The 24,377-nt window shown below is 71.2% G+C and carries 22 protein-coding genes; 14 read left to right on the top strand and 8 right to left on the bottom strand.

Features of this window, described 5'->3' with window-relative positions; translation table 11 throughout:
• Positions 1-154: 154 nt before the first annotated feature.
• Positions 155-2,572 carry an endopeptidase La gene (gene lon, locus AC069T_RS36625; protein ID WP_478786859.1) on the bottom strand — a complete coding sequence of 806 codons (2,418 nt, stop codon included), beginning with the start codon at positions 2,570-2,572 and terminating at the stop codon, positions 155-157.
• A 178-nt stretch (positions 2,573-2,750) separates the two neighbouring features.
• On the opposite strand from lon, the gene AC069T_RS36620 reads away from it, so the two are divergent.
• The 6 genes from AC069T_RS36620 (at position 2,751) to AC069T_RS36595 (ending at position 10,792) form a co-directional block, all read left to right on the top strand.
• A complete protein-coding gene (locus AC069T_RS36620) occupies positions 2,751-3,413 on the top strand; it encodes a GNAT family N-acetyltransferase (RefSeq protein WP_478786858.1) in 663 nt (220 codons plus the stop codon).
• A gap of 181 nt (positions 3,414-3,594) precedes the next feature.
• Positions 3,595-4,272, top strand: a complete 678-nt coding sequence (locus AC069T_RS36615; protein WP_478786857.1) for a spermine/spermidine synthase domain-containing protein — start codon at positions 3,595-3,597, stop codon at positions 4,270-4,272.
• A gap of 113 nt (positions 4,273-4,385) precedes the next feature.
• Entirely contained in the window at positions 4,386-5,123 is a 738-nt protein-coding gene (locus AC069T_RS36610) for a response regulator transcription factor (protein ID WP_054236710.1), read from the top strand.
• A 54-nt stretch (positions 5,124-5,177) separates the two neighbouring features.
• Positions 5,178-6,278, top strand: a complete 1,101-nt coding sequence (locus AC069T_RS36605) for a HAMP domain-containing sensor histidine kinase (RefSeq protein WP_476752300.1) — start codon at positions 5,178-5,180, stop codon at positions 6,276-6,278.
• 281 nt (positions 6,279-6,559) lie between these two features.
• On the top strand, positions 6,560-10,429 hold the full coding sequence (locus AC069T_RS36600; RefSeq protein WP_478786856.1) for a multifunctional oxoglutarate decarboxylase/oxoglutarate dehydrogenase thiamine pyrophosphate-binding subunit/dihydrolipoyllysine-residue succinyltransferase subunit: 3,870 nt from the start codon (positions 6,560-6,562) through the stop codon (positions 10,427-10,429).
• A gap of 180 nt (positions 10,430-10,609) precedes the next feature.
• Positions 10,610-10,792, top strand: coding sequence for a DUF6104 family protein (locus AC069T_RS36595; protein WP_005312030.1), 183 nt, complete (start codon positions 10,610-10,612; stop codon positions 10,790-10,792).
• Positions 10,793-11,021: 229 nt separating this feature from the next.
• Here the strand turns inward: AC069T_RS36595 and AC069T_RS36590 are convergent, their stop codons facing one another.
• Positions 11,022-11,939, bottom strand: coding sequence for a hypothetical protein (locus tag AC069T_RS36590; RefSeq protein ID WP_478786855.1), 918 nt, complete (start codon positions 11,937-11,939; stop codon positions 11,022-11,024).
• A 180-nt stretch (positions 11,940-12,119) separates the two neighbouring features.
• Here AC069T_RS36590 and AC069T_RS36585 point away from each other — a divergent pair, with 180 nt between their 5' ends.
• Both AC069T_RS36585 and AC069T_RS36580 read left to right on the top strand, forming a co-directional pair.
• On the top strand, positions 12,120-12,974 hold the full coding sequence (locus tag AC069T_RS36585; protein WP_478786854.1) for a DUF4097 family beta strand repeat-containing protein: 855 nt from the start codon (positions 12,120-12,122) through the stop codon (positions 12,972-12,974).
• Position 12,975: 1 nt separating this feature from the next.
• Positions 12,976-14,052 carry a PadR family transcriptional regulator gene (locus AC069T_RS36580; protein WP_478786853.1) on the top strand — a complete coding sequence of 359 codons (1,077 nt, stop codon included), beginning with the start codon at positions 12,976-12,978 and terminating at the stop codon, positions 14,050-14,052.
• A gap of 242 nt (positions 14,053-14,294) precedes the next feature.
• Here AC069T_RS36580 and AC069T_RS36575 read toward each other — a convergent pair whose 3' ends face one another.
• From AC069T_RS36575 to AC069T_RS36560, 4 genes are all read right to left on the bottom strand, one after another.
• Positions 14,295-14,858: a Clp protease N-terminal domain-containing protein gene (locus AC069T_RS36575; RefSeq protein WP_478786852.1), complete on the bottom strand. Its 564-nt coding sequence runs from the start codon at positions 14,856-14,858 to the stop codon at positions 14,295-14,297.
• Positions 14,858-15,067 carry an HTH domain-containing protein gene (locus tag AC069T_RS36570; RefSeq protein ID WP_217454569.1) on the bottom strand — a complete coding sequence of 70 codons (210 nt, stop codon included), beginning with the start codon at positions 15,065-15,067 and terminating at the stop codon, positions 14,858-14,860. The genes AC069T_RS36575 and AC069T_RS36570 overlap by 1 nt, the downstream gene beginning before the upstream one ends.
• 160 nt (positions 15,068-15,227) lie before the next feature.
• Positions 15,228-16,193, bottom strand: a complete 966-nt coding sequence (locus AC069T_RS36565) for a zinc-binding dehydrogenase (protein WP_358852732.1) — start codon at positions 16,191-16,193, stop codon at positions 15,228-15,230.
• A gap of 343 nt (positions 16,194-16,536) precedes the next feature.
• Positions 16,537-17,760, bottom strand: a complete 1,224-nt coding sequence (locus AC069T_RS36560) for an NAD(P)-dependent malic enzyme (RefSeq protein ID WP_478786851.1) — start codon at positions 17,758-17,760, stop codon at positions 16,537-16,539.
• 538 nt (positions 17,761-18,298) lie between these two features.
• Here AC069T_RS36560 and AC069T_RS36555 point away from each other — a divergent pair.
• From AC069T_RS36555 to AC069T_RS36545, 3 genes are read left to right on the top strand one after another with little or no spacing between them, the layout of a single operon-like run.
• Complete coding sequence (locus tag AC069T_RS36555; RefSeq protein ID WP_478786850.1) at positions 18,299-19,252, top strand: ABC transporter substrate-binding protein; 954 nt, start codon at positions 18,299-18,301, stop codon at positions 19,250-19,252.
• Positions 19,253-19,285: 33 nt separating this feature from the next.
• Positions 19,286-20,224: an amino acid ABC transporter permease gene (locus AC069T_RS36550; protein ID WP_478786849.1), complete on the top strand. Its 939-nt coding sequence runs from the start codon at positions 19,286-19,288 to the stop codon at positions 20,222-20,224.
• A complete protein-coding gene (locus AC069T_RS36545; RefSeq protein WP_478786848.1) occupies positions 20,221-21,012 on the top strand; it encodes an amino acid ABC transporter ATP-binding protein in 792 nt (263 codons plus the stop codon). Before AC069T_RS36550 ends, AC069T_RS36545 begins: the two co-directional genes overlap by 4 nt.
• 245 nt (positions 21,013-21,257) lie before the next feature.
• Here the strand turns inward: AC069T_RS36545 and AC069T_RS36540 are convergent, their stop codons facing one another.
• Positions 21,258-22,037 (bottom strand): class I SAM-dependent methyltransferase, encoded by a 780-nt coding sequence (locus AC069T_RS36540; protein ID WP_478786847.1) that lies wholly within the window; start codon positions 22,035-22,037, stop codon positions 21,258-21,260.
• A 100-nt stretch (positions 22,038-22,137) separates the two neighbouring features.
• Between AC069T_RS36540 and AC069T_RS36535 the strand changes: the two genes are divergently transcribed.
• Positions 22,138-22,767 carry a CGNR zinc finger domain-containing protein gene (locus tag AC069T_RS36535; RefSeq protein WP_478786846.1) on the top strand — a complete coding sequence of 210 codons (630 nt, stop codon included), beginning with the start codon at positions 22,138-22,140 and terminating at the stop codon, positions 22,765-22,767.
• Here the strand turns inward: AC069T_RS36535 and sodX are convergent.
• A complete protein-coding gene (gene sodX / locus AC069T_RS36530) occupies positions 22,671-23,105 on the bottom strand; it encodes a nickel-type superoxide dismutase maturation protease (protein ID WP_478786861.1) in 435 nt (144 codons plus the stop codon). The genes AC069T_RS36535 and sodX overlap by 97 nt on opposite strands.
• Before the next feature lie 145 nt (positions 23,106-23,250).
• Between sodX and sodN the strand changes: the two genes are divergently transcribed.
• Together sodN and AC069T_RS36520 are read left to right on the top strand one after the other, a co-directional pair.
• Positions 23,251-23,646 carry a superoxide dismutase, Ni gene (gene sodN, locus AC069T_RS36525; RefSeq protein WP_358852725.1) on the top strand — a complete coding sequence of 132 codons (396 nt, stop codon included), beginning with the start codon at positions 23,251-23,253 and terminating at the stop codon, positions 23,644-23,646.
• A 174-nt stretch (positions 23,647-23,820) separates the two neighbouring features.
• Positions 23,821-24,243: a helix-turn-helix transcriptional regulator gene (locus tag AC069T_RS36520; RefSeq protein ID WP_478786860.1), complete on the top strand. Its 423-nt coding sequence runs from the start codon at positions 23,821-23,823 to the stop codon at positions 24,241-24,243.
• Positions 24,244-24,377: the final 134 nt, after the last annotated feature.

Below are 24,377 nucleotides of genomic sequence, written 5' to 3'. Positions count from 1 at the left end.
GCACCAACCCTCTCTGGGGTGGTAAAGAAGAAAGTGGCGGCCACAGCAAGCGGGGGAGAAAGAACGGGCCCGAGCCCCCGGCCGGGGGTTCCCCCGGCCGGGGAAGGCCCGGACCCCCGTGGGGGTCCGGGCCTTCCCCGGCCGGTGGCGTCCCTCACGCCGCCACCGGAACCTCCGCGCCCGCGCTGTTCGTCGCCGGGGCGAGGGCCAGTTCCAGGACCTGGCGGACGTCCGTGACGGCGTGGACGTCGAGCTTCTCCAGGACCTCGGCCGGGACGTCGTCCAGGTCGGCCTCGTTGCGCTTGGGGATGATGACGGTGGACACGCCGGCCCGGTGGGCGGCCAGCAGCTTCTGCTTGACGCCCCCGATCGGCAGCACCCGGCCGGTCAGGGAGACCTCGCCGGTCATCGCCACGTCCGTGCGGACCAGGCGGCCGCTGAGCAGCGACGCCAGGGCCGTCGTCATCGTGACGCCCGCGCTCGGCCCGTCCTTGGGGACCGCGCCCGCCGGGAAGTGGATGTGCACACCCCGGTCCTTCAGGTCGCCGACCGGCAGCTCCAGTTCGGCTCCGCGGGAGCGCAGGAAGCTCAGCGCGATCTGCGCGGACTCCTTCATCACGTCACCGAGCTGGCCGGTCAGCGTCAGGCCCGCCGCGCCCGTCTCCGGGTCCGCCAGCGACGCCTCCACGTAGAGGACGTCACCGCCGGCGCCGGTGACCGCGAGCCCGGTGGCGACACCGGGCACCGCCGTGCGGCGCTCCGCCGGGTCCTGGGCGGACTCCGGCACGTGGTGCGGCCGCCCGATGAGAGCACGCAGGTCGGCGTCGGTCACCGTGAACGGCAGCTCCCGCTCGCCCAGTTCGTGCTGGGCGGCGACCTTGCGCAGCAGCCGCGCGACCGACCGCTCCAGGTTCCGTACGCCCGCCTCCCGGGTGTACTCGCCGGCGAGCTTGCGCAGCGCGCTCTCGTCGAGCGTCACCTCGGCCCGCTCGAGGCCGGCCCGCTCCAGCTGGCGCGGGAGCAGGTGGTCGCGGGCGATGACGACCTTCTCGTCCTCGGTGTAACCGTCCAGGCGGACCAGCTCCATGCGGTCGAGCAGGGCCTCCGGGATGGCTTCGAGCACGTTGGCCGTGGCCAGGAAGACGACGTCGGAGAGGTCGAGCTCGACCTCCAGGTAGTGGTCGCGGAAGGTGTGGTTCTGCGCCGGGTCGAGCACTTCGAGCAGCGCCGCGGCCGGGTCGCCGCGGAAGTCGGACCCGACCTTGTCGATCTCGTCGAGCAGCACGACCGGGTTCATCGACCCGGCCTCCTTGACCGCGCGTACGATCCGGCCCGGCAGTGCGCCGACGTACGTACGGCGGTGGCCGCGGATCTCTGCCTCGTCCCGGACGCCGCCGAGGGCGACCCGGACGAACTTGCGGCCCATGGCGTGCGCGACGGACTCGCCGAGCGAGGTCTTGCCGACACCGGGCGGGCCGACGAGCGCGAGCACGGCACCGCCGCGCCGCCCGCCGACCACACCGAGGCCCCGGTCGCTGCGCCGCTTGCGCACCGCGAGGTACTCGGTGATCCGCTCCTTCACGTCCTGAAGCCCCGCGTGCTCGGCGTCCAGCACCCGCCGGGCGCCCGCGATGTCGTACGCGTCCTCGGTGCGCTCGTTCCACGGGAGTTCGAGCACGGTGTCGAGCCAGGTACGGATCCACGAGCCCTCGGGCGACTGGTCGCTCGCGCGCTCCAGCTTCTCGACCTCCTTGAGCGCGGCCTCGCGGACCTTCCCGGGGAGGTCGGCGGCCTCGACGCGCGCCCGGTAGTCGTCGGACTCCTCCCCGTCCTGGCCGTCCCCGTTCAGCTCGCGCAGTTCCTTGCGTACGGCTTCGAGCTGGCGGCGCAGCAGGAACTCGCGCTGCTGCTTGTCCACGCCTTCCTGGACGTCCTTGGCGATGGACTCGGCGACGTCCTGTTCGGCGAGGTGCTCGCGGAGCTGCTCGGTGGCGAGCTTCAGCCGGGCCACCGGGTCGGCGGTCTCCAGCAGCGTGACCTTCTGCTCGGTGGAGAGGAAGGGCGAGTAACCGGAGTTGTCGGCGAGGGCGGAGACGTCGTCGATGGCCTGGACGCGGTCCACCACCTGCCAGGCGCCGCGCTTGCGCAGCCAGCTGGTGGCGAGGGCCTTGTACTCCTTGACCAGATCGGCGACCTGGCCGGGCAGCGGGTCGGGCACGGTCTCGTCGACCATCGTGCCCTCGACCCACAGGGCGGCACCGGGACCGGTGGTCCCCGCGCCGATCTTCACGCGCCCACGCCCGCGGATCAGCGCGCCCGGATCGCCGTCGGCCAGGCGGCCGACCTGCTCGACGGTGCCGAGCACACCCGTGCCCGGGTACGCCCCGTCGATGCGTGGCACCAGCAGCACCTTCGGCTTGCCCGGCTCGGACCGCGCGGCGGCCTGGGCGGCCTCCACCGCGGCGCGCACGTCGGCGTCGTTCAGGTCCAGCGGAACCACCATCCCGGGCAGCACGACCTCGTCGTCGAGCGGCAGCACGGGCAGGGTGAGCGGTGAGGACGTCGAAGCCATGATCTCCCCTTCGGCAGTCAAGTTGAGCTATGCCGACTCAATGCACGTGGACCCCTGAATGTTCCCCCGGCCGCGTTCGCTGTGAGCGATCACCGCTGTCGCGGCTCCGAATCCACCGCGTATCGTCGCGATCGGTAATACTCCAGATACCCGACTGCCTGTTACGGAGGCTGTTGTTGTGAGCGGGATCGTGCGGGCGTGGGTGGACGGGTGGGTCGCCTCACGGGGAGCGGCACCGCCGGTGACGGAGCAGTGGGGGTTCACGGTCGACGTGGGCCTTGCGGACCACGTGAGCCGGCACGTCTTCGCCGCGACCGGGGACGACGTCGAGGAGGCGGCCGTACGCAAGGTCGCGGACGGGGTGACCGGGACCGGCGTGTGGCTCAAGGTCTTCGCTGAAGCGTCGGTCGTGAGCCCCTGGCTCGGCGCGGGCTGGTGGGTCCACCCGGACCCGGGGTTCCTGATGACGGTCGCACTCGCGGACACCGGCGCGGAGGCGGCTGCCGGGGCCCGCCCGCTGCCGGGGGGCTACCGGCTGCGCACCTGGTCGCGCGGCGGTGTCGGTCACGCGCTCATCGCCGCGGCGGACGGTTCGTGGGCCGCGCACGGGCACGTCGCCCCGACCGGCGCGACGGCGGTCTTCGACCGCATCGCGACCGCGCCCGAACACAGCCGCCAGGGCCTGGGCCGACTGATCATGCGCTCCCTCACCGAACTGGCCGTCGCGCAGGGCGCCGTGACGGGAGTACTGGCCGGCACACCGGACGGGCGGGCGCTCTACGAGTCGCTCGGATGGCAGGTGGAGGCACCGCTGACGAGCGCGCGGTTCACAGCCCGCTGACGCCGGCCCCCGGGCCCGGGGGCGGCTCGGCGCTTCGGTCCCCGGCCGGGGCCCGCGGCAGACGCCTGACGCGGCCTGCCGGCCCGGGGTCGCGACCAGCCGGACATCGCCCGTCGGCAGGCGTCGGGCACCCCCCGGAAAATCCGGCCTGACGCCCCAACGAAGGTGCCAGGATGGCGCCATGACTGCCACGTACGACACCCCTGTGGTCATCGATCGCCGGGAGGGCCCGTACGGCGAGGTCGTGCTGCGGCGCCACGGCGCGCTGCTGCAGATCATCGCCAACGGATGCTTCCTGATGGACACTTCCGACGGCCGCTCGGAGCGGCTGCTGGTCGACGCCGCGTACGACGCCCTGGACGGGCGGGCGGAACCGAGCGTGCTGATCGGCGGTCTCGGCGTCGGATTCTCGCTCGCACACGCCGCCGCCGACCCCCGCTGGGGCCGTATCACGGTCGTCGAACGCGAACCGGCCGTCATCGGCTGGCACCGTGAGGGACCCCTGTCCGCACTGTCCGCCGAGGCCCTCGCGGACCCGCGCACGCACATCGTCGAGGCCGATCTCGTCCGTCACGTCAATGAGATCTCCGCCACGTACGACGCCCTGTGCCTGGACATCGACAACGGCCCGGACTGGACGGTCACCGAGGGCAACGACAGTCTGTACTCGAAGGCCGGACTGGCAAGCTGCGCACGGGCGTTGGCACCCGGCGGAGTGCTCGCGGTGTGGTCGGCGCAGCCCTCTCCGGAATTTGAAGGAACCTTGCGGAATGCCGGATTCCAACGGGTGCGTACCGAAGAGATCCCCGTTGCCCGGGGCGTTCCGGACGTGGTGCATCTCGCGGTAAGGCCTGGATAGCCGAGCTGCGGTGACTGCCCGTACTCTGCTTGCCTGACGCGGATCATTCAAGCGTCAAGCGCAGTCATGGGATCACCCCACGGATTCCGGAAAGCACACTTCAGGGGCGGGCGATGGAGCAGACACACACCTCCCACAACGGCACGGCGGCGACGCCCGGCGCTCAGCGGCGGGTGCTGGTGGTCGAGGACGACCCCACGATCGTCGACGCCATCGCGGCCCGTCTGCGAGCCGAGGGATTTCTGGTGCAGACGGCGGGCGACGGCCCGGCCGCGGTCGACACCGCCGAGGCCTGGCAGCCCGACCTGCTGATCCTCGACATCATGCTGCCCGGCTTCGACGGCCTGGAGGTCTGCCGGCGCGTGCAGGCCCAGCGCCCGGTGCCGGTCCTGATGCTCACGGCGCGTGACGACGAGACGGACATGCTGGTCGGGCTCGGCGTCGGCGCCGACGACTACATGACGAAGCCGTTCTCGATGCGCGAACTGGCCGCCCGCGTGCACGTCCTGCTGCGCCGCGTGGAGCGCGCCGTGGTGGCCGCGTCGACGCCGCGCAGCGGGATCCTGCGCCTCGGCGAGCTGGAGATCGACCACGCGCAGCGCCGGGTCCGGGTCCGCTCGGAGGACGTGCACCTGACGCCCACCGAGTTCGACCTGCTGGTCTGCCTGGCGAACACCCCGCGTGCCGTGCTGTCCCGCGAGCAGCTGCTCGCGGAGGTCTGGGACTGGGCGGACGCCTCCGGGACGCGCACCGTCGACAGCCACATCAAGGCCCTGCGCCGGAAGATCGGTGCCGAGCGCATCCGTACGGTCCACGGTGTGGGCTACGCGCTGGAGACCCCGACTCCCTGAGCCGGGCCGCTGTTCGGGACCTCGTGAGGGGGCGGATGTGAGGGGGCGCATGTGATGAGCGGGTTCGGGGCGCGCAAGGGTGCGGGACCCTGGGGAGGCGTGCGCCCCTTCTCGATCAAGACGAAGCTCGGCACGCTGGTCGTGGTCTCCGTCCTCATCACCACCGGTCTGCTGATGATCGCGGTCCGCACCGAGACCGAGCTGCGCTTCATCACGGTCTTCTCGATGATCGCCACCCTCCTGATCACTCAGTTCGTGGCGCACTCGCTCACCGCCCCGCTGGACGAGATGAACACGGTCGCCCGGTCCATCTCGCACGGCGACTACACGCGCCGGGTGAGCGACGGCCGCCGCGACGAGCTGGGCGACCTCGCCCAGACGATCAACCTCATGGCGGACGAGCTGGAGGCGCAGGACCGCCAGCGCAAGGAACTCGTGGCGAACGTCTCGCACGAGCTGCGCACCCCGATCGCCGGCCTGCGCGCGGTCCTGGAGAACGTGGTGGACGGGGTGTCGGCCGCGGACCCCGAGACGATGCGCACCGCCCTGAAGCAGACCGAGCGCCTCGGCCGCCTGGTGGAGACCCTGCTCGACCTGTCCCGGCTCGACAACGGCGTCGTGCCGCTGAAGAGGCGCCGCTTCGAGGTCTGGCCGTATCTGTCCGGCGTCCTGAAGGAGGCCAACATGGTCGCCTCCGCGCGCGCGGACATCGCCTCCGGCTCCGGCAGCCACACCCGCACGGACGTCCATCTGCACCTGGACGTGTCCCCGCCCGAGCTGACCGCGCACGCGGACCCGGAGCGGATCCACCAGGTCGTCGCCAACCTCATCGACAACGCGGTCAAGCACAGCCCCCCGCACGGCCGGGTGACGGTGCGGGCCCGCCGGGGCAGCTCCCCGGAGTCCCTGGACCTGGAGGTCCTGGACGAGGGGCCCGGCATCCCGAAGTCGGAGTGGCACCGGGTCTTCGAGCGGTTCAACCGCGGCGGGGTCCCCTCGCCGCACGGTCCGGGCAGCGACGGCGGTACGGGCCTCGGGCTCGCCATCGCCCGGTGGGCGGTCGATCTGCACGGCGGCCGGATCGGAGTGGCCGAATCCCGGCGCGGCTGCCGGATCCAGGTCACCCTTCCGGGCCTGCCTTCACTGCCGAGTTGACGTAGGGTTCGAAGCGGAGCCACAAGATCCACGACTGTCCGCACTGGCGGACACGTGTGAGCAGGCAGGGGCGCACGCCCCGGGGGTCCGTGCGGCCGGGCCGACGCACCCGTTCCGCGGCTGAACCACGCTTGTTTCCCGCCATTTCCAGCCCCGAAACACGGGTTCTGATGTGACTTACGCGACGATGACCAGCCCGGCCTGACCTTCTCGGCCGGGGAGGCGTAGCCTTTATTCCCGCTGTCCATCACCTTGTGAAGCGGAAGAGGGCGGTTGCCGCCGTGTCGCCACAGTCCCCCAGTAACTCGAGCATCTCGACCGACGACCAAGCCGGGAAGAACCCGGCTGCGGCCTTCGGTCCCAATGAGTGGCTCGTCGACGAGATCTATCAGCAGTACCTCCAGGACCCGAACTCGGTAGACCGAGCCTGGTGGGACTTCTTCGCCGATTACAAGCCGGGCGGCGCGACCGCCACGGCTGCGGCGGGTACTGCGGCCACGGGGGCCGCAGGCACCAGCACATCGGCTCCGGCCGCGCCTGCCGCTCCGGCGCAGGCCGCGCCGTCGGCTCCCGCGGCTCCGGCCCAGACCGCTCCGGCCCAGGCCGCTCCGGCTCAGGCCAAGGCCGCCCCGGCGCAGGCCGCACCCGCCGCCGCTCCCGCCGCTCCCGCCGCTCCGGCGGCCGCGCCGGCCGCGCCGAAGCCGGCTGCCGCCGCCCCGGCTCCCGCCAAGGCCGCCCCGGCCGCCGCGAAGCCGAAGGCCGACGCCGCCACCGAGGCCCCCGAAGGCCCCGAGTACGTGACGCTGCGCGGCCCCGCCGGTGCCGTCGCGAAGAACATGAACGCCTCGCTGGAGCTGCCCACGGCCACGTCCGTGCGCGCCGTCCCGGTGAAGCTGCTGTTCGACAACCGCATCGTCATCAACAACCACCTGAAGCGCGCCCGGGGCGGGAAGATCTCCTTCACCCACCTCATCGGGTACGCGATGGTGCAGGCCATCAAGGCCATGCCGTCGATGAACTGGCACTACGCGGACAAGGACGGGAAGCCCACCCTCGTCAAGCCGCCGCACGTCAACTTCGGCCTTGCCATCGACCTGGTGAAGCCCAACGGCGACCGCCAGCTGGTCGTCGCGGGCATCAAGAAGGCCGAGACGCTGAACTTCTTCGAGTTCTGGCAGGCCTACGAGGACATCGTCCGCCGCGCCCGTGACGGCAAGCTGACGATGGACGACTTCACCGGGGTCACGGTCTCGCTGACCAACCCCGGCGGCCTCGGCACCGTCCACTCGGTCCCGCGGCTGATGCCCGGACAGTCGGTCATCATGGGCGTCGGCTCGATGGACTACCCGGCGGAGTTCCAGGGCACCTCCCAGGACACCCTGAACAAGCTCGGCATCTCGAAGGTCATGACGCTCACGTCGACCTACGACCACCGGGTCATCCAGGGCGCCGCGTCCGGCGAGTTCCTGCGGATCGTCGCGAACCTGCTGCTCGGCGAGAACGGCTTCTTCGACGAGATCTTCGAGGCCCTGCGCATCCCCTACGAGCCGGTCCGCTGGCTCAAGGACATCGACGCCTCGCACGACGACGACGTCACCAAGGCCGCGCGCGTCTTCGAGCTGATCCACTCCTACCGGGTCCGCGGCCACGTCATGGCCGACACCGACCCGCTGGAGTACCGCCAGCGCAAGCACCCCGACCTGGACATCACCGAGCACGGCCTGACCCTCTGGGACCTGGAGCGCGAGTTCGCCGTCGGCGGCTTCGCGGGCAAGTCCCTGATGAAGCTGCGCGACATCCTCGGCGTGCTGCGCGACTCGTACTGCCGCACCACCGGCGTCGAGTTCATGCACATCCAGGACCCGAAGCAGCGCAGGTGGATCCAGGACCGCATCGAGCGCTCGCACACCAAGCCGGAGCGCGAAGAGCAGCTGCGCATCCTGCGCCGCCTGAACGCGGCTGAGGCCTTCGAGACCTTCCTGCAGACGAAGTACGTCGGCCAGAAGCGCTTCTCCCTGGAGGGCGGCGAGTCCGTCATCCCGCTGCTCGACGCGGTGCTCGACTCGGCCGCCGAGTCGCGCCTGGACGAGGTCGTCATCGGCATGGCCCACCGCGGCCGCCTGAACGTCCTCGCGAACATCGTCGGCAAGTCGTACGCGCAGATCTTCCGGGAGTTCGAGGGCAACCTCGACCCGAAGTCGATGCACGGCTCCGGTGACGTGAAGTACCACCTGGGCGCCGAGGGCACCTTCACGGGCCTGGACGGCGAGCAGATCAAGGTCTCGCTGGCCGCGAACCCCTCGCACCTGGAGGCGGTCGACCCGATCCTCGAGGGCATCGCCCGCGCCAAGCAGGACATCATCAACAAGGGCGGCACGGACTTCACGGTCCTCCCGGTCGCCCTGCACGGTGACGCGGCCTTCGCCGGCCAGGGCGTCGTGGCCGAGACGCTCAACATGTCCCAGCTGCGCGGCTACCGCACCGGCGGCACGGTCCACGTCGTCATCAACAACCAGGTCGGCTTCACCGCCGCCCCGGAGTCGTCGCGCTCCTCGATGTACGCCACCGACGTGGCCCGCATGATCGAGGCGCCGATCTTCCACGTGAACGGCGACGACCCCGAGGCCGTCGTCCGCGTCGCTCGCCTGGCCTTCGAGTTCCGCCAGGCGTTCAACAAGGACGTCGTCATCGACCTCATCTGCTACCGCCGCCGCGGTCACAACGAGTCGGACAACCCGGCCTTCACGCAGCCGCTGATGTACGACCTGATCGACAAGAAGCGCTCGGTGCGCAAGCTCTACACCGAGTCCCTCATCGGTCGCGGCGACATCACCCTGGAAGAGGCCGAGCAGGCGCTGCAGGACTACCAGGGCCAGCTGGAGAAGGTCTTCACGGAGGTCCGCGAGGCCACGTCGCAGCCGGGCGAGGCGCCCGTCTCCGACCCGCAGGCACAGTTCCCGGTCGCCGTGAACACCGCGGTCTCCGCGGAGGTCGTCAAGCGCATCGCCGAGTCCCAGGTCAACATCCCCGACCGTGTCACCGTCCACCCGCGTCTGCTGCCCCAGCTGCAGCGCCGCGCGTCGATGGTCGAGGACGGCACGATCGACTGGGGCATGGGCGAGACGCTCGCGATCGGCTCCCTGCTCCTGGAGGGCACCCCGGTGCGCCTCTCGGGCCAGGACTCCCGCCGTGGCACGTTCGGCCAGCGCCACGCGGTCCTCATCGACCGGGAGACCGGCGAGGACTACACGCCGCTGCTGTACCTCTCCGAGGACCAGGCCCGCTACAACGTCTACGACTCGCTGCTCAGCGAGTACGCGGCGATGGGCTTCGAGTACGGCTACTCGCTGGCCCGCCCCGAGGCGCTGGTGATGTGGGAGGCGCAGTTCGGCGACTTCGTCAACGGCGCGCAGACGGTCGTGGACGAGTTCATCTCGTCGGCGGAGCAGAAGTGGGCCCAGACGTCGGGCGTCACCCTGCTCCTCCCGCACGGCTACGAGGGCCAGGGCCCGGACCACTCGTCCGCCCGCCCGGAGCGCTTCCTCCAGATGTGCGCGCAGAACAACATGACGGTCGCGATGCCGACCCTCCCGTCGAACTACTTCCACCTCCTGCGGTGGCAGGTGCACAACCCGCACCACAAGCCGCTGGTGGTCTTCACCCCGAAGTCGATGCTGCGCCTGAAGGCGGCGGCCTCGAAGGCGGAGGAGTTCACGACGGGCCAGTTCCGCCCGGTCATCGGCGACGCGTCCGCCGACCCGGCCGCGGTCCGCAAGGTCGTCTTCTGCGCGGGCAAGGTCTACTACGACCTGGAGGCGGAGCGCGTCAAGCGCGGCGTCACGGACACGGCCGTCATCCGCATCGAGCGCCTGTACCCGCTGCCGGGTACCGAGCTCCAGGCGGAGATCGCCAAGTACCCGAACGCCGAGAAGTACCTGTGGGCCCAGGAGGAGCCGGCGAACCAGGGCGCGTGGCCCTTCATCGCCCTGAACCTGATCGACCACCTGGACCTGGCGGTCGGCGCGGACGTCCCGCACGGTGAGCGGCTGCGGCGCATCTCGCGCCCGCACTCGTCCTCCCCGGCGGTGGGTTCGGCCAAGCGCCACCAGGCCGAGCAGGAGCAGCTGGTGCGTGAGGTGTTCGAGGCGTGAGCCGCTGAGCACCCCCGAGTGACCAAGGGGCCGGCCCCATCGCCTTCGCGGGCGGTGGGGCCGGTTTCGTCGTCGGGGGCCGGGATCCGAGGCGGTGGGGGGAGGCGTTCGCGTGCCGCCTAACCTGGAGGGGAACGACCCCCGGCCGGCCGGTGCCGGCCCAGCCCCAGGAGAGCATCCGTGTACTTCACCGACCGTGGCATCGAGGAACTGGAGAAGCGGCGCGGCGAGGAGGAGGTCACCTTCGAGTGGCTCGCCGAGCAGCTGCGTACGTTCGTCGATCTCAACCCGGACTTCGAGGTGCCGGTCGAGCGGCTCGCGACGTGGCTGGCGCGGCTGGACGACGAGGACGACGAGGAGTAACACGCTCACCCGCTCCGCCGACGGCGCGGGCAGACGCTGGCAGCCGCGGGGGACGCGGGCAGGCGCCGCAGGCGCGGGCAGGCGCGGACAGGCGCCGCAGGCGCGGGCAGGCGCGGACAGGCGCCGCAGGCGCGGGCAGGCGCGGGCAGGCGTCGGGGACGCCCACCGGCGCTGCCGAGTACGCCGACGCGGCCGGCAGGGCCCGGCTCCCGACGGTGTGGCCAGGTGGTCAGCCCTGGTCGCGGATCCGGTCGTACGCGAGGCCGACGGCGCCGTGCAGGAGCAGCAGGGCCCCCGCGACGATCCAGCCGCCGCTGCGGTGCCGCACGCCGTAGGCGCTCAGCGGCAGCCCCACCGCCAGCTGTCCGAGGGCCAGTACGCGCCTCCCGGGCCTGCGGATCCCGGCCCCCGTGCCGGGTCCCGCGCGGACGGGGCGGAACGGGGGCTCCGGCGCGCGGTCGACGGCGGCGTCGGGCTCCGGACGGACACGGTCCGGAGCGACGTCGGACATCTCGTGGGCGCCGCTCCGGTCGGTCCGGGTGACCGGGCGGGAGCCCGGCAGGACGCGGGCGGCCTCGGTCAGGCGTCCGGCGGGCGTGCCGGGCGCCAGGCCGTCCGGCAGGGTCACCCCCGCCCGCATGAGGACGGCGAGGAGGCCGCTCAGGCGGGCCCGGGCGTCGGCGGCGGCGTCGGGCTGTGTCAGCCGGTCGAGGTCCTGCATGTCGAGGACGGGGTCGAGGCCGAGACGGACGGCGAAGGTGCGCATCGCCTCGTCCTCACCGACCGGGGTGCCGTTCGCGAGCCACTCGTAGCCGACGGGGCGGCGGAAGCCCGAGGCCAGGGTGTAGCCGCTGCGGTCGGCGTCCCACCACAGGGCGAGCACGGGCCAGGGGGCGCCCACGGCGAGGGCCGCGGCCCAGCCGGTCAGCACGCGGTCGACCGGTTCGGCCTTGCCCGCCCAGGGGGTGCCCGCAGGCACGAGCACACTCCAGGCGGGGCCGGCGGCGACGAGCTCCATCGGCTCCCGCAGCAGCCGTGCGGCGGACCCGACGGCGCCGGGGTCCGCCCGGCAGAGCAGCAGGGCGCCGGCAGGCGTGTCAGCGGAGCTGTCGGGCGTGGCCGCGGGCTCGTCGGGGGTGGTCGGCATGGTCCTACGGTAGGGCGGATTCGACCCGACTTGCCCCTTTTACTGCCTCCCGTCGACACGGACCGGACCCCGCGGGCTCACGAGAACGAGTGTCTTGACTTTCCGCATCCGCGATATATCGTGAAACGTGGAAGACGCGATATGGCGTGTCGTGTCCCGTCCGGCCGAGGAGGTCGCACCATGTCCGAGTGGTCCGTCGCAGAGCCGAGGACACTGACATTCGACGACCCCGTGACGGCGCTCCACGTGCGCATCGTCAACGGAACGGTGAACGTCGTGGGTACCGACGAGGGTTCCGCCCGGCTGGAGGTCTCCGAGCTGGAGGGCCCGCCGCTCCGGGTGACCCGGTCCGGCGGCACCCTGACGGTGGCGTACGAGGACCTTCCCTGGCAGGGCTTCCTCAAGTGGTTCGACCGCCAGGCGTGGCGGCGCAGCGCGGTCGTCTCGCTGGCCGTCCCGGCGGGCACCCCCGTCGAGGTGGGCGTGGTCGGGGCCGCCGCCGTGGTGTCCGGGACCGAGGGCCGGGTGGAGGTCAGAGGGGTGTCGGGGGACACGACGCTCGTCGGCGTCTCCGGACCGGTGCAGGTGAGCACCGTGTCCGGCAATCTGGAGGCCCAGGCCGTCACCGGCGACCTCCGCTTCAATTCCGTGTCCGGCGACCTGACCGTCGTCGAGGGCGCCGGTTCGAGCGTGCGGGCCGAGTCCGTGAGCGGCTCGATGATCGTGGACCTCGACGACACGGGCGCCGCGACCGACGTCCACCTGACGAACGTCTCGGGGGAGATCGCCGTCCGGCTCCCGCACCCGGCGGACGCGGAGGTGGAGGCGAACACCGCGAGCGGCTCCGTCTCCAGCGCCTTCGAGGACCTGCGAGTGGGCGGGCAGTGGGGCGCCAAGAAGATCACCGGCCGGCTGGGCGCGGGCAGGGGAAGACTGAAGGCGATCACCGTCTCCGGCTCCGTCGCCCTGCTGCGGCGGCCCCCGGCGGAGGACGCGCCGCCGACCGACGGACCGACCGACAAGAAGGTGCTCTGAGATGCCCCCCGTCTTCGCTCACGGCCGCCTGCGCCTCTACCTGCTCAAGCTGCTCGACGAGGCCCCCCGCCACGGGTACGAGGTGATCCGCCTCCTCGAGGAGCGTTTCCAGGGGCTGTACGCGCCCTCGGCCGGCACCGTCTACCCCCGGCTCGCCAAGCTGGAGGCCGAGGGGCTGGTCACCCACACCACCGAGGGCGGCCGCAAGGTGTACGCGATCACGGACGCCGGCCGCGCCGAACTGGCCGACCGCAGCGGCGAGCTGGCCGACCTGGAGCTGGAGATCGGCGAGTCGGTCGCCGTGCTGGCCGCCGAGATCCGTGCCGATGTGCGGGGCGCCGCGGGTGATCTGCGGCGCGAGATGCGCGCGGCGGCCCGGGAGGCCAGGGACGGTTCCCCGGGTGCCTCCGGAGCCGGGGAGCGGCTCGGCCGTCCGGGCGGTTCCGGGACCGCGGGTGAGTCCGGCGACTTCGGCGAGAAGGAGGCGTGGCGGCTCGCGAAGGAGGAGATGCGGCGCGTCAAGCAGGAGTGGAAGGAGCAGGCCCGGCGCGCGAAGGACGAGAGCCGGCGGGCCCGCGACGAGGCCCAGCGGGCCCGGCGCCAGGCCAAGGAGGCCCAGGACAGGGTCCGCGCGCAGGCGCAGGAGGAGATGCAGCGCATGGCCAAGCGGGTCCAGGAGCAGGTCCAGGACCACTTCACGCGCGGCGACTGGCCCACCGGCGTGCGGGAGGGACTCAGCGAACTGGCCAAGGAGTTCGGCGACTTCGGCAAGGACTTCGGGAAGGGCCTCGGCAAGGACTTCGGCTTCGGCCGCCCGGGCGCGGCGCCGGTATCGGAGCCGGAGTACACGGTCACACGCGAGGACTTCCCCGCCGGGTACGAGCCGTCCTGGGCCCACGAGGACTCCACGGGTGATCCCGCCCGCGACCTCGACCGTCTCCTGGACCGCTTCCGCGACGACATCCGCGACGCGGCCCGGGACCACGGCGTGACGGAGGAGCAGCTCCGTGAGGCGCGCCGCCACTTGTCGACGGCGGCGGCTCACATCGGGGCGGCCCTGCGCACGCCGAAGCTTTGAGCCCGGGCCCCGGGCTTCGGACTTCGGGCCCCGGGCGCCGGGCCCCGGGCTTCGGACTTCGGGCTTCGGACTTCGGACTTCGGGAGAGGTCCGGACTCCGGAGGACGGGCTCGTGAAGGGACGGAGTCGCGAAACGCGGGCCGTCGAAGGGACGGGGCCGTTGAACCGAACGGGTGTCAGCCCGCTCGGCTGACAGCCCGCTCGGCTGACAGCCCGCTCGGGTGTTCCGCCCGAGCCGGTGTTCAGCCCGCCTGGGCCGTTCCCCCGCCCCACAGCACGCGCCGCACCCTCTCGTACGTGACCCCGTGGTCGGCGAGCACCTCGGCCGGGACGCCGGGGCGGGCCGTGAGGGCGAGGAGCAGGTGCTCGTCGCCGATGTGCCGGTCCCGGAGGGCGACCGCGACCCGGAGGGACTCGGTGAGGAGGTCCTTGGCGCCGCGCGTGAAGGGGCGCCGCCCGGACCGCCGGTTGGCGGTGCCCCCACCGCCCGCCAGGGCACCCGTCCCGTGCGCTTCCTCCACGCGGGAGACGATTTCGGTGAGGTCGATGCCGAGCCCGGAGAGGGCGTCGGCGTCGGCGCGGGAGAGCCCTCCGCGGCGGCGGGCCTCGGCAAGGTCCCGGGCCACCGCCTCACGGCGGCCCCCCAGCCCGAGCGACGTCAGGGCGAACGAACCGCGACTGCCCTCCCGGTCGAGCAGGGCGAGCAGCAGGTGCGCCTCCTCGACCCGCTTCTCCCCCGTCCGTTCGCAGTGCTCGACGGCCCCCGTCACCACGGCGCGGGCGTCTTTGGTGAATCGCTCGAACATCACTGCCTCCCGTACTTCTTGTGCACGGCCTGCCTGCTCACGCCGAGTTCCGCGGCGATCTCCTGCCACGACCAGCCCTGATTGCGCGCGTTGCGCACCTGAACCGCTTCCAGCTGCTCCAGCAGCCGCCGCAGCGCGGAGACGGCCCGCAGGCCGATCCGCGGATCGCGGTCCCCCGCACGCTCGGCGAGATCCGTTGCTTCGGTCATGCTGTCAACGTATGTTGACAGCCCGCACCTGTCAACCGAAGTTGACGGGCGGGTGCGGCGCGCAGTCTCGTGCGGGGCCGGACACACCGACGGCGGGCCCGGAGACTCCGGGCCCGCCGTGGAGCGCAGCGACGAGAAGGTGCGGATGACGGACCGGCGGTCAGCCCGCGGTGAGGACGACCTTTCCGAACTGATCGCCCGACGCGATGCGCTCGAAGCCCTCGCGGGCCCGGTCGAGCGGCAGGACGTCGTCGATGACGGGCCGTACTCCGGTCGCGGCGCAGAAGGACAGCAGGTCCTCCAGTTCGTCCTTGGTGCCCATCGTGGACCCGACGACCTTCAGCTCCAGGAAGAAGATCCGGGTCAGTTCGGCATGGGAGGGGCGGTCTCCGCTGGTGGCGCCCGAGATGACGACGGTGCCACCGGGGCGCAGGGACTTGACCGAGTGCGACCAGGTGGCGGCCCCGACGGTCTCGATCACGGCGTCCACCCGCTGTGGCAGCCGCGCCCCGGACTCCAGGGCCTCCACGGCGCCCAGTTCGACGGCGCGCTTGCGCTTGGCCTCGTCCCGGCTGGTGGCGAAGACCCGCAGACCGGCGGCCTTGCCCAGCACGATCGCGGCGGTGGCGACGCCGCCGCCCGCGCCCTGGACGAGGACCGAGTCGCCGGGCCGCACGCCCGCGTTGGTGAAGAGCATGCGGTACGCCGTCAGCCACGCGGTCGGCAGGCAGGCGGCCTCCTCGAAGGAGAGCTCCTTGGGCTTCGGCAGCACGTTCCACGTCGGTACGGAGACCTGCTCGGCGAACGTGCCCTGGTAGCGCTCGGTGAGGATGGAGCGGGGCTCGTCCGGTCCGACGCCGTGGCCGCTCTGGCCGATGACGGAGTGCAGGACGACCTCGTTGCCGTCTTCGTCGACGCCTGCGGCGTCGCAGCCGAGGATCATCGGCAGCTTGTCCTCGGACAGGCCGACTCCGCGCAGGGACCACAGGTCGTGGTGGTTGAGGGAGGCGGCCCTGACGTTCACGGTCGTCCAGCCGGGCCTCTGCTCGGGGGCCGGGCGCTCCCCCAACTCCAGGCCGTTCAGCGGCTGGTCACGGTCGATTCGGGCGGCGTAGGCAGCGAACATGACCATGACGATAGGCTCCGCCCCTCCCCGAAGGAACAACGTCCCGCTGTGACACGCGTCCCGTCGCGACACCGGTCCAGCCCGTACGGCGCCCAGGACGAGCGCACCCCACGAACTCGGGGGACCCGATTTTCAGCCCGTCCGGCGTTTGAGGACGAGCGCGGAGCACGAACGGGGGTCCGGGGCGTAGCCCCGGGGACGGGACGGGAAGGGGCGGAGGGGGCGAGAAACCACCCGACCGGACCACCCGGCAGGTAAAAAGTCAGGCGCCGCCGGAATCCGGCGACAAAGGGAAATGGCCCCGTCGGGACGAATCCCGACGGGGCCACAGGAAGCACGCGACTCAGCGGCGAGCCACACCCTCCGCCCGAGCGGCAGCGGCCACCGCGGCGGTGACGGCCGGCGCCACCCGCTCGTCGAACGGCGAGGGAATCACGTAGTCCGCGGCGAGGTCGTCCCCGACGACCGCGGCCAGCGCCTCGGCCGCCGCGATCTTCATCGTCTCCGTGATCCGGGAGGCCCGGACCTGAAGCGCACCGGCGAAGATGCCGGGGAACGCCAGCACGTTGTTGATCTGGTTCGGGAAGTCGGACCGCCCGGTGGCCACCACGGCCGCGTACTTGTGCGCGATTTCCGGACGCACCTCGGGGTCCGGGTTGGCCATGGCGAACACGAACGCGCCCTCGGCCATCGACGCCACCGCCGCCTCCGGCACCGTACCGCCGGAGACACCGATGAAGACGTCGGCGCCCGCGAGCGCCGACTCCAGCGAACCGGAGATGCCCGCCTTGTTCGTGAGCTCGGCGAGTTCCCGCTTGACCGGGGTGAGGTCGTCCCGGTCACGGGACACGATGCCCTTGCGGTCCGCGACGGCGACGTCACCGAGCCCCGCCTCCAGCAGGAACTTGGCGATGGCGACCCCGGCCGCACCCGCGCCCGAGATCACCGCGCGCAGCTCGCCGAGCGAGCGCCCGGTCAGCCGGGCGGCGTTGCGCAGGGCGGCGAGCGTGACGACCGCCGTGCCGTGCTGGTCGTCGTGGAAGACCGGGATGTCCAGCCGCTCCTGGAGCTTCCGCTCGATCTCGAAGCACCGCGGCGCCGAGATGTCCTCCAGGTTCACACCGCCGAACGAGGGAGCGAGCCGGACCACGGTCTCGACGATCTCGTCGACGCCCGTGCAGGCGAGCGCGATCGGCACCGCGTCCACCCCGCCGAACTGCTTGAAGAGAATGGCCTTGCCCTCCATGACGGGGAGCGAGGCCTCCGGACCGATGTCACCGAGTCCGAGCACGGCCGTGCCGTCGGTCACGACGGCGACGACGGACGACTTCCATGTGTAGTCGTGGACCAGTTCCGGCTGCTCGGCGATGGCGCTGCACACTTTCGCCACGCCGGGCGTGTACGCCAGGGACAGGTCGTCCTTGTCACGGATGGGCACGGTGGCCTGCACGGCCATCTTGCCCCCACGGTGCAGCGCGAATGCCGGGTCGAAGGAATCGAGGGGCTCCGCCCCGCCTTCCTGATCCGTACTGCTGTCGCTGCGAGGATTGACGATCTCCGCTGCCACTTTGTTTTACCCCTTAAGTCTTCAAGGTTTGAGGGTGACCACTCCTGGTTGAGGCGTGGGCGGGCACCGCGTATGCCCTGCCGCCGTGGTTGCGTACGGGCGGATACGCGACGGGCGCGCCGCACACGCGCCCTGAGCCCCGGATGAGGGGTGTAAGGAACCTTCTTACCCGACGGACCAGGTCGTCGACGAGTCCATGGTGCGAAGGTCACACGCGCGTGACACGACTCGTCACCGGATATCGGGACAAGTCCTCGATTGGTCCTCAAGCCGCACAAGTGCGCAGAAGCGGCCGCTCGCATCGGTGGATGAGCCGAAGATCTTCCGGCCGGAAGGGGGGATTCCCGCACAACATCCGGCCCGGCGGGGCGGCCTCAAGTGGTTCGGCGACGACCCGTTATCCGATTTTGACATAGCGAGTCGCCTGAATGCGCGAATCCGAATGGCAAGATGCCGTCATCACACGAGGTCGCGACACTCGAAGGTGTGTGTTCTCGTCGACCCATCGGCAACTCCCTCATCCGCCGGAGGAACCACCATGACCGCAAGCTCCACCCGTCGTACCCCCGCCGCCCGGTCCCGGATAGCAGCGGTCGGTGCGATCGCGGTCGCCGGCGCCCTGCTGCTCACCGGCTGCGGTGACCAGACCAAGGACAAGGGGTCGGACAGCACGAAGACCAGCACCGCCCCGCTGGCCGACAAGCTCCCCAAGGCCATCCGGGACAAGGGCGAGATCAAGGTCGGCTCGGACATCGCGTACGCGCCGGTCGAGTTCAAGGACAGCTCGGGCAAGACCGTGGGCATCGACCCCGACCTCGCGGACGCCCTGGGCAAGCAGCTCGGCGTGAAGTTCACGTTCGAGAACGGCACCTTCGACACCCTGCTGACCGGTCTGCGCTCGAAGCGCTACGACATGGCGATGTCGGCCATGACGGACACCAAGGACCGTCAGGAGGGCATCGACTCCGAGACCGGCAAGAAGGTCGGCGAGGGTGTCGACTTCATCGACTACTTCACCGCGGGTGTCTCGATCTACACGCCCAAGGGCAAGACCCAGGGCATCAAGACCTGGTCCGACCTGTGCGGCAAGAAGATCGCCCTGCAGCGCGGCACGGTCTCCGAGGACCTCGCCAAGGCCGAGTCCAAGAAGTGCACCGGCGGCAAGAAGATCGCCATCGAGGCCTACGACAACGACCAGCAGGCCCAGACCCGGCTGCGCGCCGGCGGTGCCGACGCCGGCTCCTCCGACTTCCCGGTCGCCGCGTACGCGGTGAAGACCTCGGGCGGCGGCAAGGACTTCCAGATCGTCGGCGACCAGGTCGAGGCCGCTCCGTACGGCATCGCCGTGGCCAAGTCCAGCACCCAGCTCCGTGACGCCCTGCAGGCCGCGCTCGACGCGATCATCAAGGACGGCACCTACGGCAAGGTCATCTCCAAGTGGGGTGTCGACGCCGGAGCGGTCAAGTCGGCAGAGATCAACGGCGGCAAGTGACCGCGACTCCAGCGGCACTGAAAGGCAACATCCGTGACTGTTGACATCGACAAGACGACGGGCCCCGGGGGCACTCCCCCGGCCGGGCCGGAGGCCATCAAGGCCATCCCGGTCCGGCACTACGGCCGCTATGTCTCCGCCGTCATCGCGATCGCGATCTTCGTCGCGATCATCTACGCGTTCGGCCAAGGCAAGATCAACTGGAACGCCGTACCGGACTACTTTTTCGATCACCGCATCCTCACGGGCGTCGGAAAGACGCTCCTGCTGACGGTGCTGTCGATGGTGATCGGCATCGTCGGCGGCATCATGCTGGCCGTGATGCGGCTGTCGAAGAACCCCGTGACGTCGTCCATCGCCTGGTTCTACATCTGGTTCTTCCGCGGCACCCCGGTCCTGGTCCAGCTGATCATCTGGTTCAACCTGGGCCTGGTCTTCGAGTACATCAACCTCGGTCCGATCTACAAGGACTACTGGTCGAGCTTCATGACGCCGCTGCTGACGGCGCTCCTGGGCCTGGGCCTGAACGAGGCCGCCTACATGGCGGAGATCTGCCGCGCCGGCCTGCTCTCGGTCGACGAGGGCCAGACCGAGGCCTCCCACGCGCTCGGCATGAGCCACAGCAAGACGCTGCGCCGGATCGTGATCCCGCAGGCGATGCGCGTCATCGTGCCGCCCACGGGCAACGAGGTCATCAACATGCTGAAGACCACCTCGCTGGTGTCGGTGGTCCAGTATCCGGAGCTCTTCCGCTACGCCCAGGACATCGGACAGACGTCCGGCGCACCGGTGGAGATGCTCTTCCTCGCCGCCGCCTGGTACCTGATCATGACCTCGGTCCTCAGCATCGGGCAGTACTACGTCGAGCGGTACTACGCGCGCGGTTCCAGCCGTAGTCTGCCGGACACTCCGTTCCAGAAAATCAAGGCCACCATGCTGTCGCTGGGCCGCCCGAAGGGAGGCACGGTATGACCGCCAACGTGACCGGGTCGGACGCCACCACGCCGATGGTGAAGTCCGAGGGTGTCCACAAGTCCTTCGGCCCCGTGGAAGTCCTCAAGGGCATCGACCTGGAGGTGAGGTCCGGCGAGGTCTTCTGCCTCATCGGCCCCTCCGGCTCCGGCAAGTCGACCTTCCTCCGGTGCATCAACCACCTGGAGAAGGTCAACGCCGGCCGGCTGTACGTCGACGGGGAACTGGTCGGCTACCGCCAGAAGGGGGACAAGCTGTACGAGCTCAAGGACAGCGAGGTCGCCCTCAAGCGCCGGGACATCGGCATGGTCTTCCAGCGCTTCAACCTGTTCCCGCACATGACGGCGCTGGAGAACGTCATGGAGGCGCCGGTGCAGGTCAAGGGCATCAGCAGGGCGCAGGCCCGGGAGCGCGCCGGCCAGCTGCTGGAGCGCGTCGGCCTGGCCGACAAGGCGGCCAACTACCCCTCGCAGCTGTCCGGCGGCCAGCAGCAGCGCGTCGCGATCGCCCGCGCGCTGGCCATGGACCCGAAGCTGATGCTCTTCGACGAGCCGACCTCGGCGCTCGACCCGGAGCTGGTCGGTGACGTCCTCGACGTCATGCGCGACCTCGCCGAGTCCGGCATGACGATGGTCGTCGTCACGCACGAGATGGGCTTCGCCCGGGAGGTCGGCGACTCGCTGGTCTTCATGGACGGCGGTGTGGTGGTCGAGTCCGGCAACCCGCGCGACGTCCTGACGAACCCGCAGCACGAGCGGACGCAGTCCTTCCTGTCGAAGGTGCTCTGACTCTCGAAGGTGCTCTGACCGGCCCGCGCGGACGCGACGCCACGAAAAGGGGCGGTACGGAATCCCCGTACCGCCCCTTTCGCGCGTCCGCGGCGACCGCGCCCCGTGGCGACCGTGCCGCCGGGACCGTGCGCCGGGAGCCGGGAGCCGCGCCGAGGCGACCGCGCTGAGGCAACCGCGCCGCAGGGCGACCGTCACGGGGCTGTGCCGCAGGGCGACCGTTCCGCGGGACCGTGCCGTGCGGGCTACCTGACCGCCAGCACCAGGGCGTCCGAGGGCGAGCGCCACACCGGTCGCGCCTCGGCGAAGCCCTTCTCCCGCAGCACGCGCGCGTGCCAGTCGGCGGAGGGCGTCTCGCCGTCGGCGTGCTCGCCGTAGATCTCGAAGCGGCGGGCGGTCGGTCCGGCCAGGACCGGGTCAGCGGCTGCCAGTTCCCACCACTTGGCCCAGTCGAGGACGCCGTCCCGCCTGGCCCGGTCCATGCGGGCGTGCCGCTGGGCGCGGTCCGCCGCGTTGATCCTCGGCGTGGTCTCGTCGATCATGTGGTCGGCGTTCATGAAGACACCGCCGTCGCGGACGAGACCCGCGACTTGACCGTAGAGGACCGCGAGGGGTTCGCAGTGCAGCCAGTGCAGGGCGGTCGCGGTCAGCACGGCGTCGTACGACGCGTACGGCAGCCGCGCCGTCCAGTCGGGGTCCTTCAGGTCGGCCTCGACGAAGGAGACCCGCTCGTCCCCTTCGAAGGTGCCCCGGGCGATGGTGAGCAGGGCGGGGTCCAGGTCGACGCCGGTGCTGCGGGCGTCCGGGAACCGGTCGAGCAGCCGGGCCGTGATGGTTCCCGTGCCGCACGCGAGGTCGAGGACGCGGGGTGCGGTGCCGGCGAACGCCTCCACCATGTCCAGCATCACCCGGAAGCGCTCCTCGCGGTCCGGCATGTACCACTCCTGCTGCCGGTCCCAGCTCTCCTGCCACGCCCGCCAGCCGGTTCCGGCCGCTGTCCTGTCCGTTCCGGTCGTGCTCGTCATGGCCGCCCCTTCTCCGCTCCACCGCGTAATACCCTGTAAGCACAGTCATCTGTTACCCGACCGCAGCCACGACGATAGAGCGCCCCAGTAAGGACTACAAGTGGAACTGGCCTATTACTCGGACTACGCGGTACGGCTCGTCAACAGCGAGGAGCCCGTCCGGGGCAAGGACGCGCTCACCTCGGTCGAGGCCATCCGCGACCTCTTCGCGGGCAACGTGTCGGCGGCGCGCCGCGCCACGGACGCGGACGTGACCCGCTTCCGTTCGGTGCGCGGCCGGCTGCGCGCGGTCTTCGAGGCGGCGGACTCCGGCGACGAGACCCTGGCCGTGGACCTGCTGAACTCACTGCTCCTGGAGTTCCCGGTGAGCCCGCAGATCTCGGGCCACGACCACCGCGACGACAACGGCCGCCCGCTGTGGCACATGCACCTCGCGGACCACCCGTCGAACGTGACGGCGGGCTACGCGGCGATCGCCGCGATGGGGCTGGCGTTCCACCTCACCGAGTACGGCGTCGACCGTCTCGGCCTGTGCGAGGCCGCGCCCTGCCGCAACGCCTTCCTGGACACCTCCACCAACCGCTCCCGGCGCTACTGCTCGGACCGGTGCGCCACCCGCGCCAACGTCGCCGCCTACCGCGCCCGCAAGCGCCTGGAGGCGGACCGGCCGGAGAGCACCGGCCTGGCGGCGGACAGCGCCCAGCGGGTCAGCGCGAACGGCGACCGCTGACCGTCCCCGCGCGGCCGGTAGCGGAAGCGCACCCTGCCGAGCACGAGGTCCTCGGGGACGGTGCCGTAGTCGGTGCTGTCCCCGCCGGCGTAGGCGTTGTCGCCGAGCACCCACCAGCCGCCCTCGCGCCGCTCCGCCGCCCGCTTGACGACGAGCAGGTCCTGCTGGAACGGATGGCGCAGCACGACGACGTCACCGGGCCGCACGCGCGCCCCGTACTGCACGACGAGGCGGTCGCCGTGGTGGAGCGTCGGCACCATCGACGGCCCCGTCACCTCGGCCACTCCGAAGGGCAGCACGGCCCTCCCGTGCTCGCCCTCCTGCGACAGTTCCGGCATCACCGGCACCTCCCCGGTCCGATCCTCCACCAGTCCCAGTCTCACCCCGGACTTTTGTCCTAAGCCCATGGGGGCACCCGCGAAATCGCTTCTCCTACGGAGTAATGTCCCACCTGAGAAGACGATCACGAGGAAGGACAGCTCAATGCTTTCCCGCCTGTTTGCCCCCAAGGTCAAGGTCAGCGCGCACTGCGACCTGCCCTGCGGCGTGTACGACCCGGCCCAGGCCCGCATCGAGGCGGAGTCGGTGAAGGCCGTCCAGGAGAAGATGGCCGGCAACGCCGACCCGCACTTCCAGGCTCGCGCCACGGTCATCAAGGAGCAGCGCGCCGAGCTCGCCAAGCACCACGTCTCGGTGCTCTGGAGCGACTACTTCAAGCCCCCGCACTTCGAGAAGTACCCGGAGCTGCACCAGCTGGTCAACGACGCCCTGAAGGCCCTCTCGGCCGCCAAGGCGTCCACCGACCCGGCCACCGGCCAGAAGGCGCTGGACTACATCGCCCAGATCGACAAGATCTTCTGGGAGACCAAGAAGGCCTGATCCACGGCCGCGCTTTTCGGCCTGCGATCTCTTCGTCGCCCGGTCTTCGACCGCACCCGGCCCGCACGCCGCCCAACCGGTGGCGAGGCGGACCGGGTGCGGTCGTATGTCCGCTGCGCCGGATCCGGACGAGCAGCACCGCCGTGACCGGCGCCGTGCCATGCTGGGGGCGTGATGCTGGAGGATCTGGTGCGGCTGCGGCGGGCGCGTGACCGCATGGACCGTGAGTACACGCAGCCGCTGGACGTGGCCGGGCTCGCGCGCACCGCGCTGATGTCGCCGGGGCACTTCCAGCGCAGCTTCCGGGCGGCCTTCGGCGAGACGCCGTACACGTATCTCATGACGCGTCGCATCGAGCGGGCCAAGGCGCTGCTGCGGCGCGGGGACCTGACGGTCACCGAGGTGTGCTTCGCCGTGGGGTGCACCTCGCTCGGGTCCTTCAGCTCCCGCTTCACGGAACTGGTCGGCGAGACGCCGAGCGCGTACCGGGCCCGGCCGCACGACCACGGGGCGCCGATTCCGTCCTGCGTGGCCCAGCGGCTGACCCGCCCGGCCCGGCACCGCAGCCCCGAGGGGGAACCGGGCTCCCGCCTGTAGCGCCTGCCGGCGTCGCGGGGCAGGCGGGAACGCGACGACAGGGCCTAGGGCCTGTCGTTTGGATCACGCCGGCGTCGCGGGGTCTGGCACGCACATCTGCGGCGTTGTCGTCGGTCGCCGACGCTCCGCGTCGA

The organism is Streptomyces sp. NPDC043867 (assembly GCF_056435845.1).
The sequence above is the reverse complement of the archived record's forward strand: the minus strand, read 5'-3'. Positions and strand labels throughout refer to the sequence as shown.

Bases quoted from the DNA above. Each gene is read 5' to 3' on its own strand.
- lon (WP_478786859.1), bottom strand. From the start codon at position 2,572: ATGGCTTCGACGTCCTCACCGCTCACCCTGCCCGTGCTGCCGCTCGAC.
- AC069T_RS36545 (WP_478786848.1), top strand. From the start codon at position 20,221: ATGACCGCCAACGTGACCGGGTCGGACGCCACCACGCCGATGGTGAAG.
- AC069T_RS36610 (WP_054236710.1), top strand. From the start codon at position 4,386: ATGGAGCAGACACACACCTCCCACAACGGCACGGCGGCGACGCCCGGC.
- AC069T_RS36565 (WP_358852732.1), bottom strand. From the start codon at position 16,193: ATGTTCGCTGCCTACGCCGCCCGAATCGACCGTGACCAGCCGCTGAAC.
- sodX (WP_478786861.1), bottom strand. From the start codon at position 23,105: ATGCCGGAACTGTCGCAGGAGGGCGAGCACGGGAGGGCCGTGCTGCCC.
- AC069T_RS36580 (WP_478786853.1), top strand. From the start codon at position 12,976: ATGCCCCCCGTCTTCGCTCACGGCCGCCTGCGCCTCTACCTGCTCAAG.
- AC069T_RS36520 (WP_478786860.1), top strand. From the start codon at position 23,821: ATGCTGGAGGATCTGGTGCGGCTGCGGCGGGCGCGTGACCGCATGGAC.
- AC069T_RS36575 (WP_478786852.1), bottom strand. From the start codon at position 14,858: ATGTTCGAGCGATTCACCAAAGACGCCCGCGCCGTGGTGACGGGGGCC.
- AC069T_RS36605 (WP_476752300.1), top strand. From the start codon at position 5,178: ATGAGCGGGTTCGGGGCGCGCAAGGGTGCGGGACCCTGGGGAGGCGTG.
- AC069T_RS36585 (WP_478786854.1), top strand. From the start codon at position 12,120: ATGTCCGAGTGGTCCGTCGCAGAGCCGAGGACACTGACATTCGACGAC.
- AC069T_RS36590 (WP_478786855.1), bottom strand. From the start codon at position 11,939: ATGCCGACCACCCCCGACGAGCCCGCGGCCACGCCCGACAGCTCCGCT.
- AC069T_RS36615 (WP_478786857.1), top strand. From the start codon at position 3,595: ATGACTGCCACGTACGACACCCCTGTGGTCATCGATCGCCGGGAGGGC.
- sodN (WP_358852725.1), top strand. From the start codon at position 23,251: ATGCTTTCCCGCCTGTTTGCCCCCAAGGTCAAGGTCAGCGCGCACTGC.
- AC069T_RS36540 (WP_478786847.1), bottom strand. From the start codon at position 22,037: ATGACGAGCACGACCGGAACGGACAGGACAGCGGCCGGAACCGGCTGG.
- AC069T_RS36555 (WP_478786850.1), top strand. From the start codon at position 18,299: ATGACCGCAAGCTCCACCCGTCGTACCCCCGCCGCCCGGTCCCGGATA.
- AC069T_RS36570 (WP_217454569.1), bottom strand. From the start codon at position 15,067: ATGACCGAAGCAACGGATCTCGCCGAGCGTGCGGGGGACCGCGATCCG.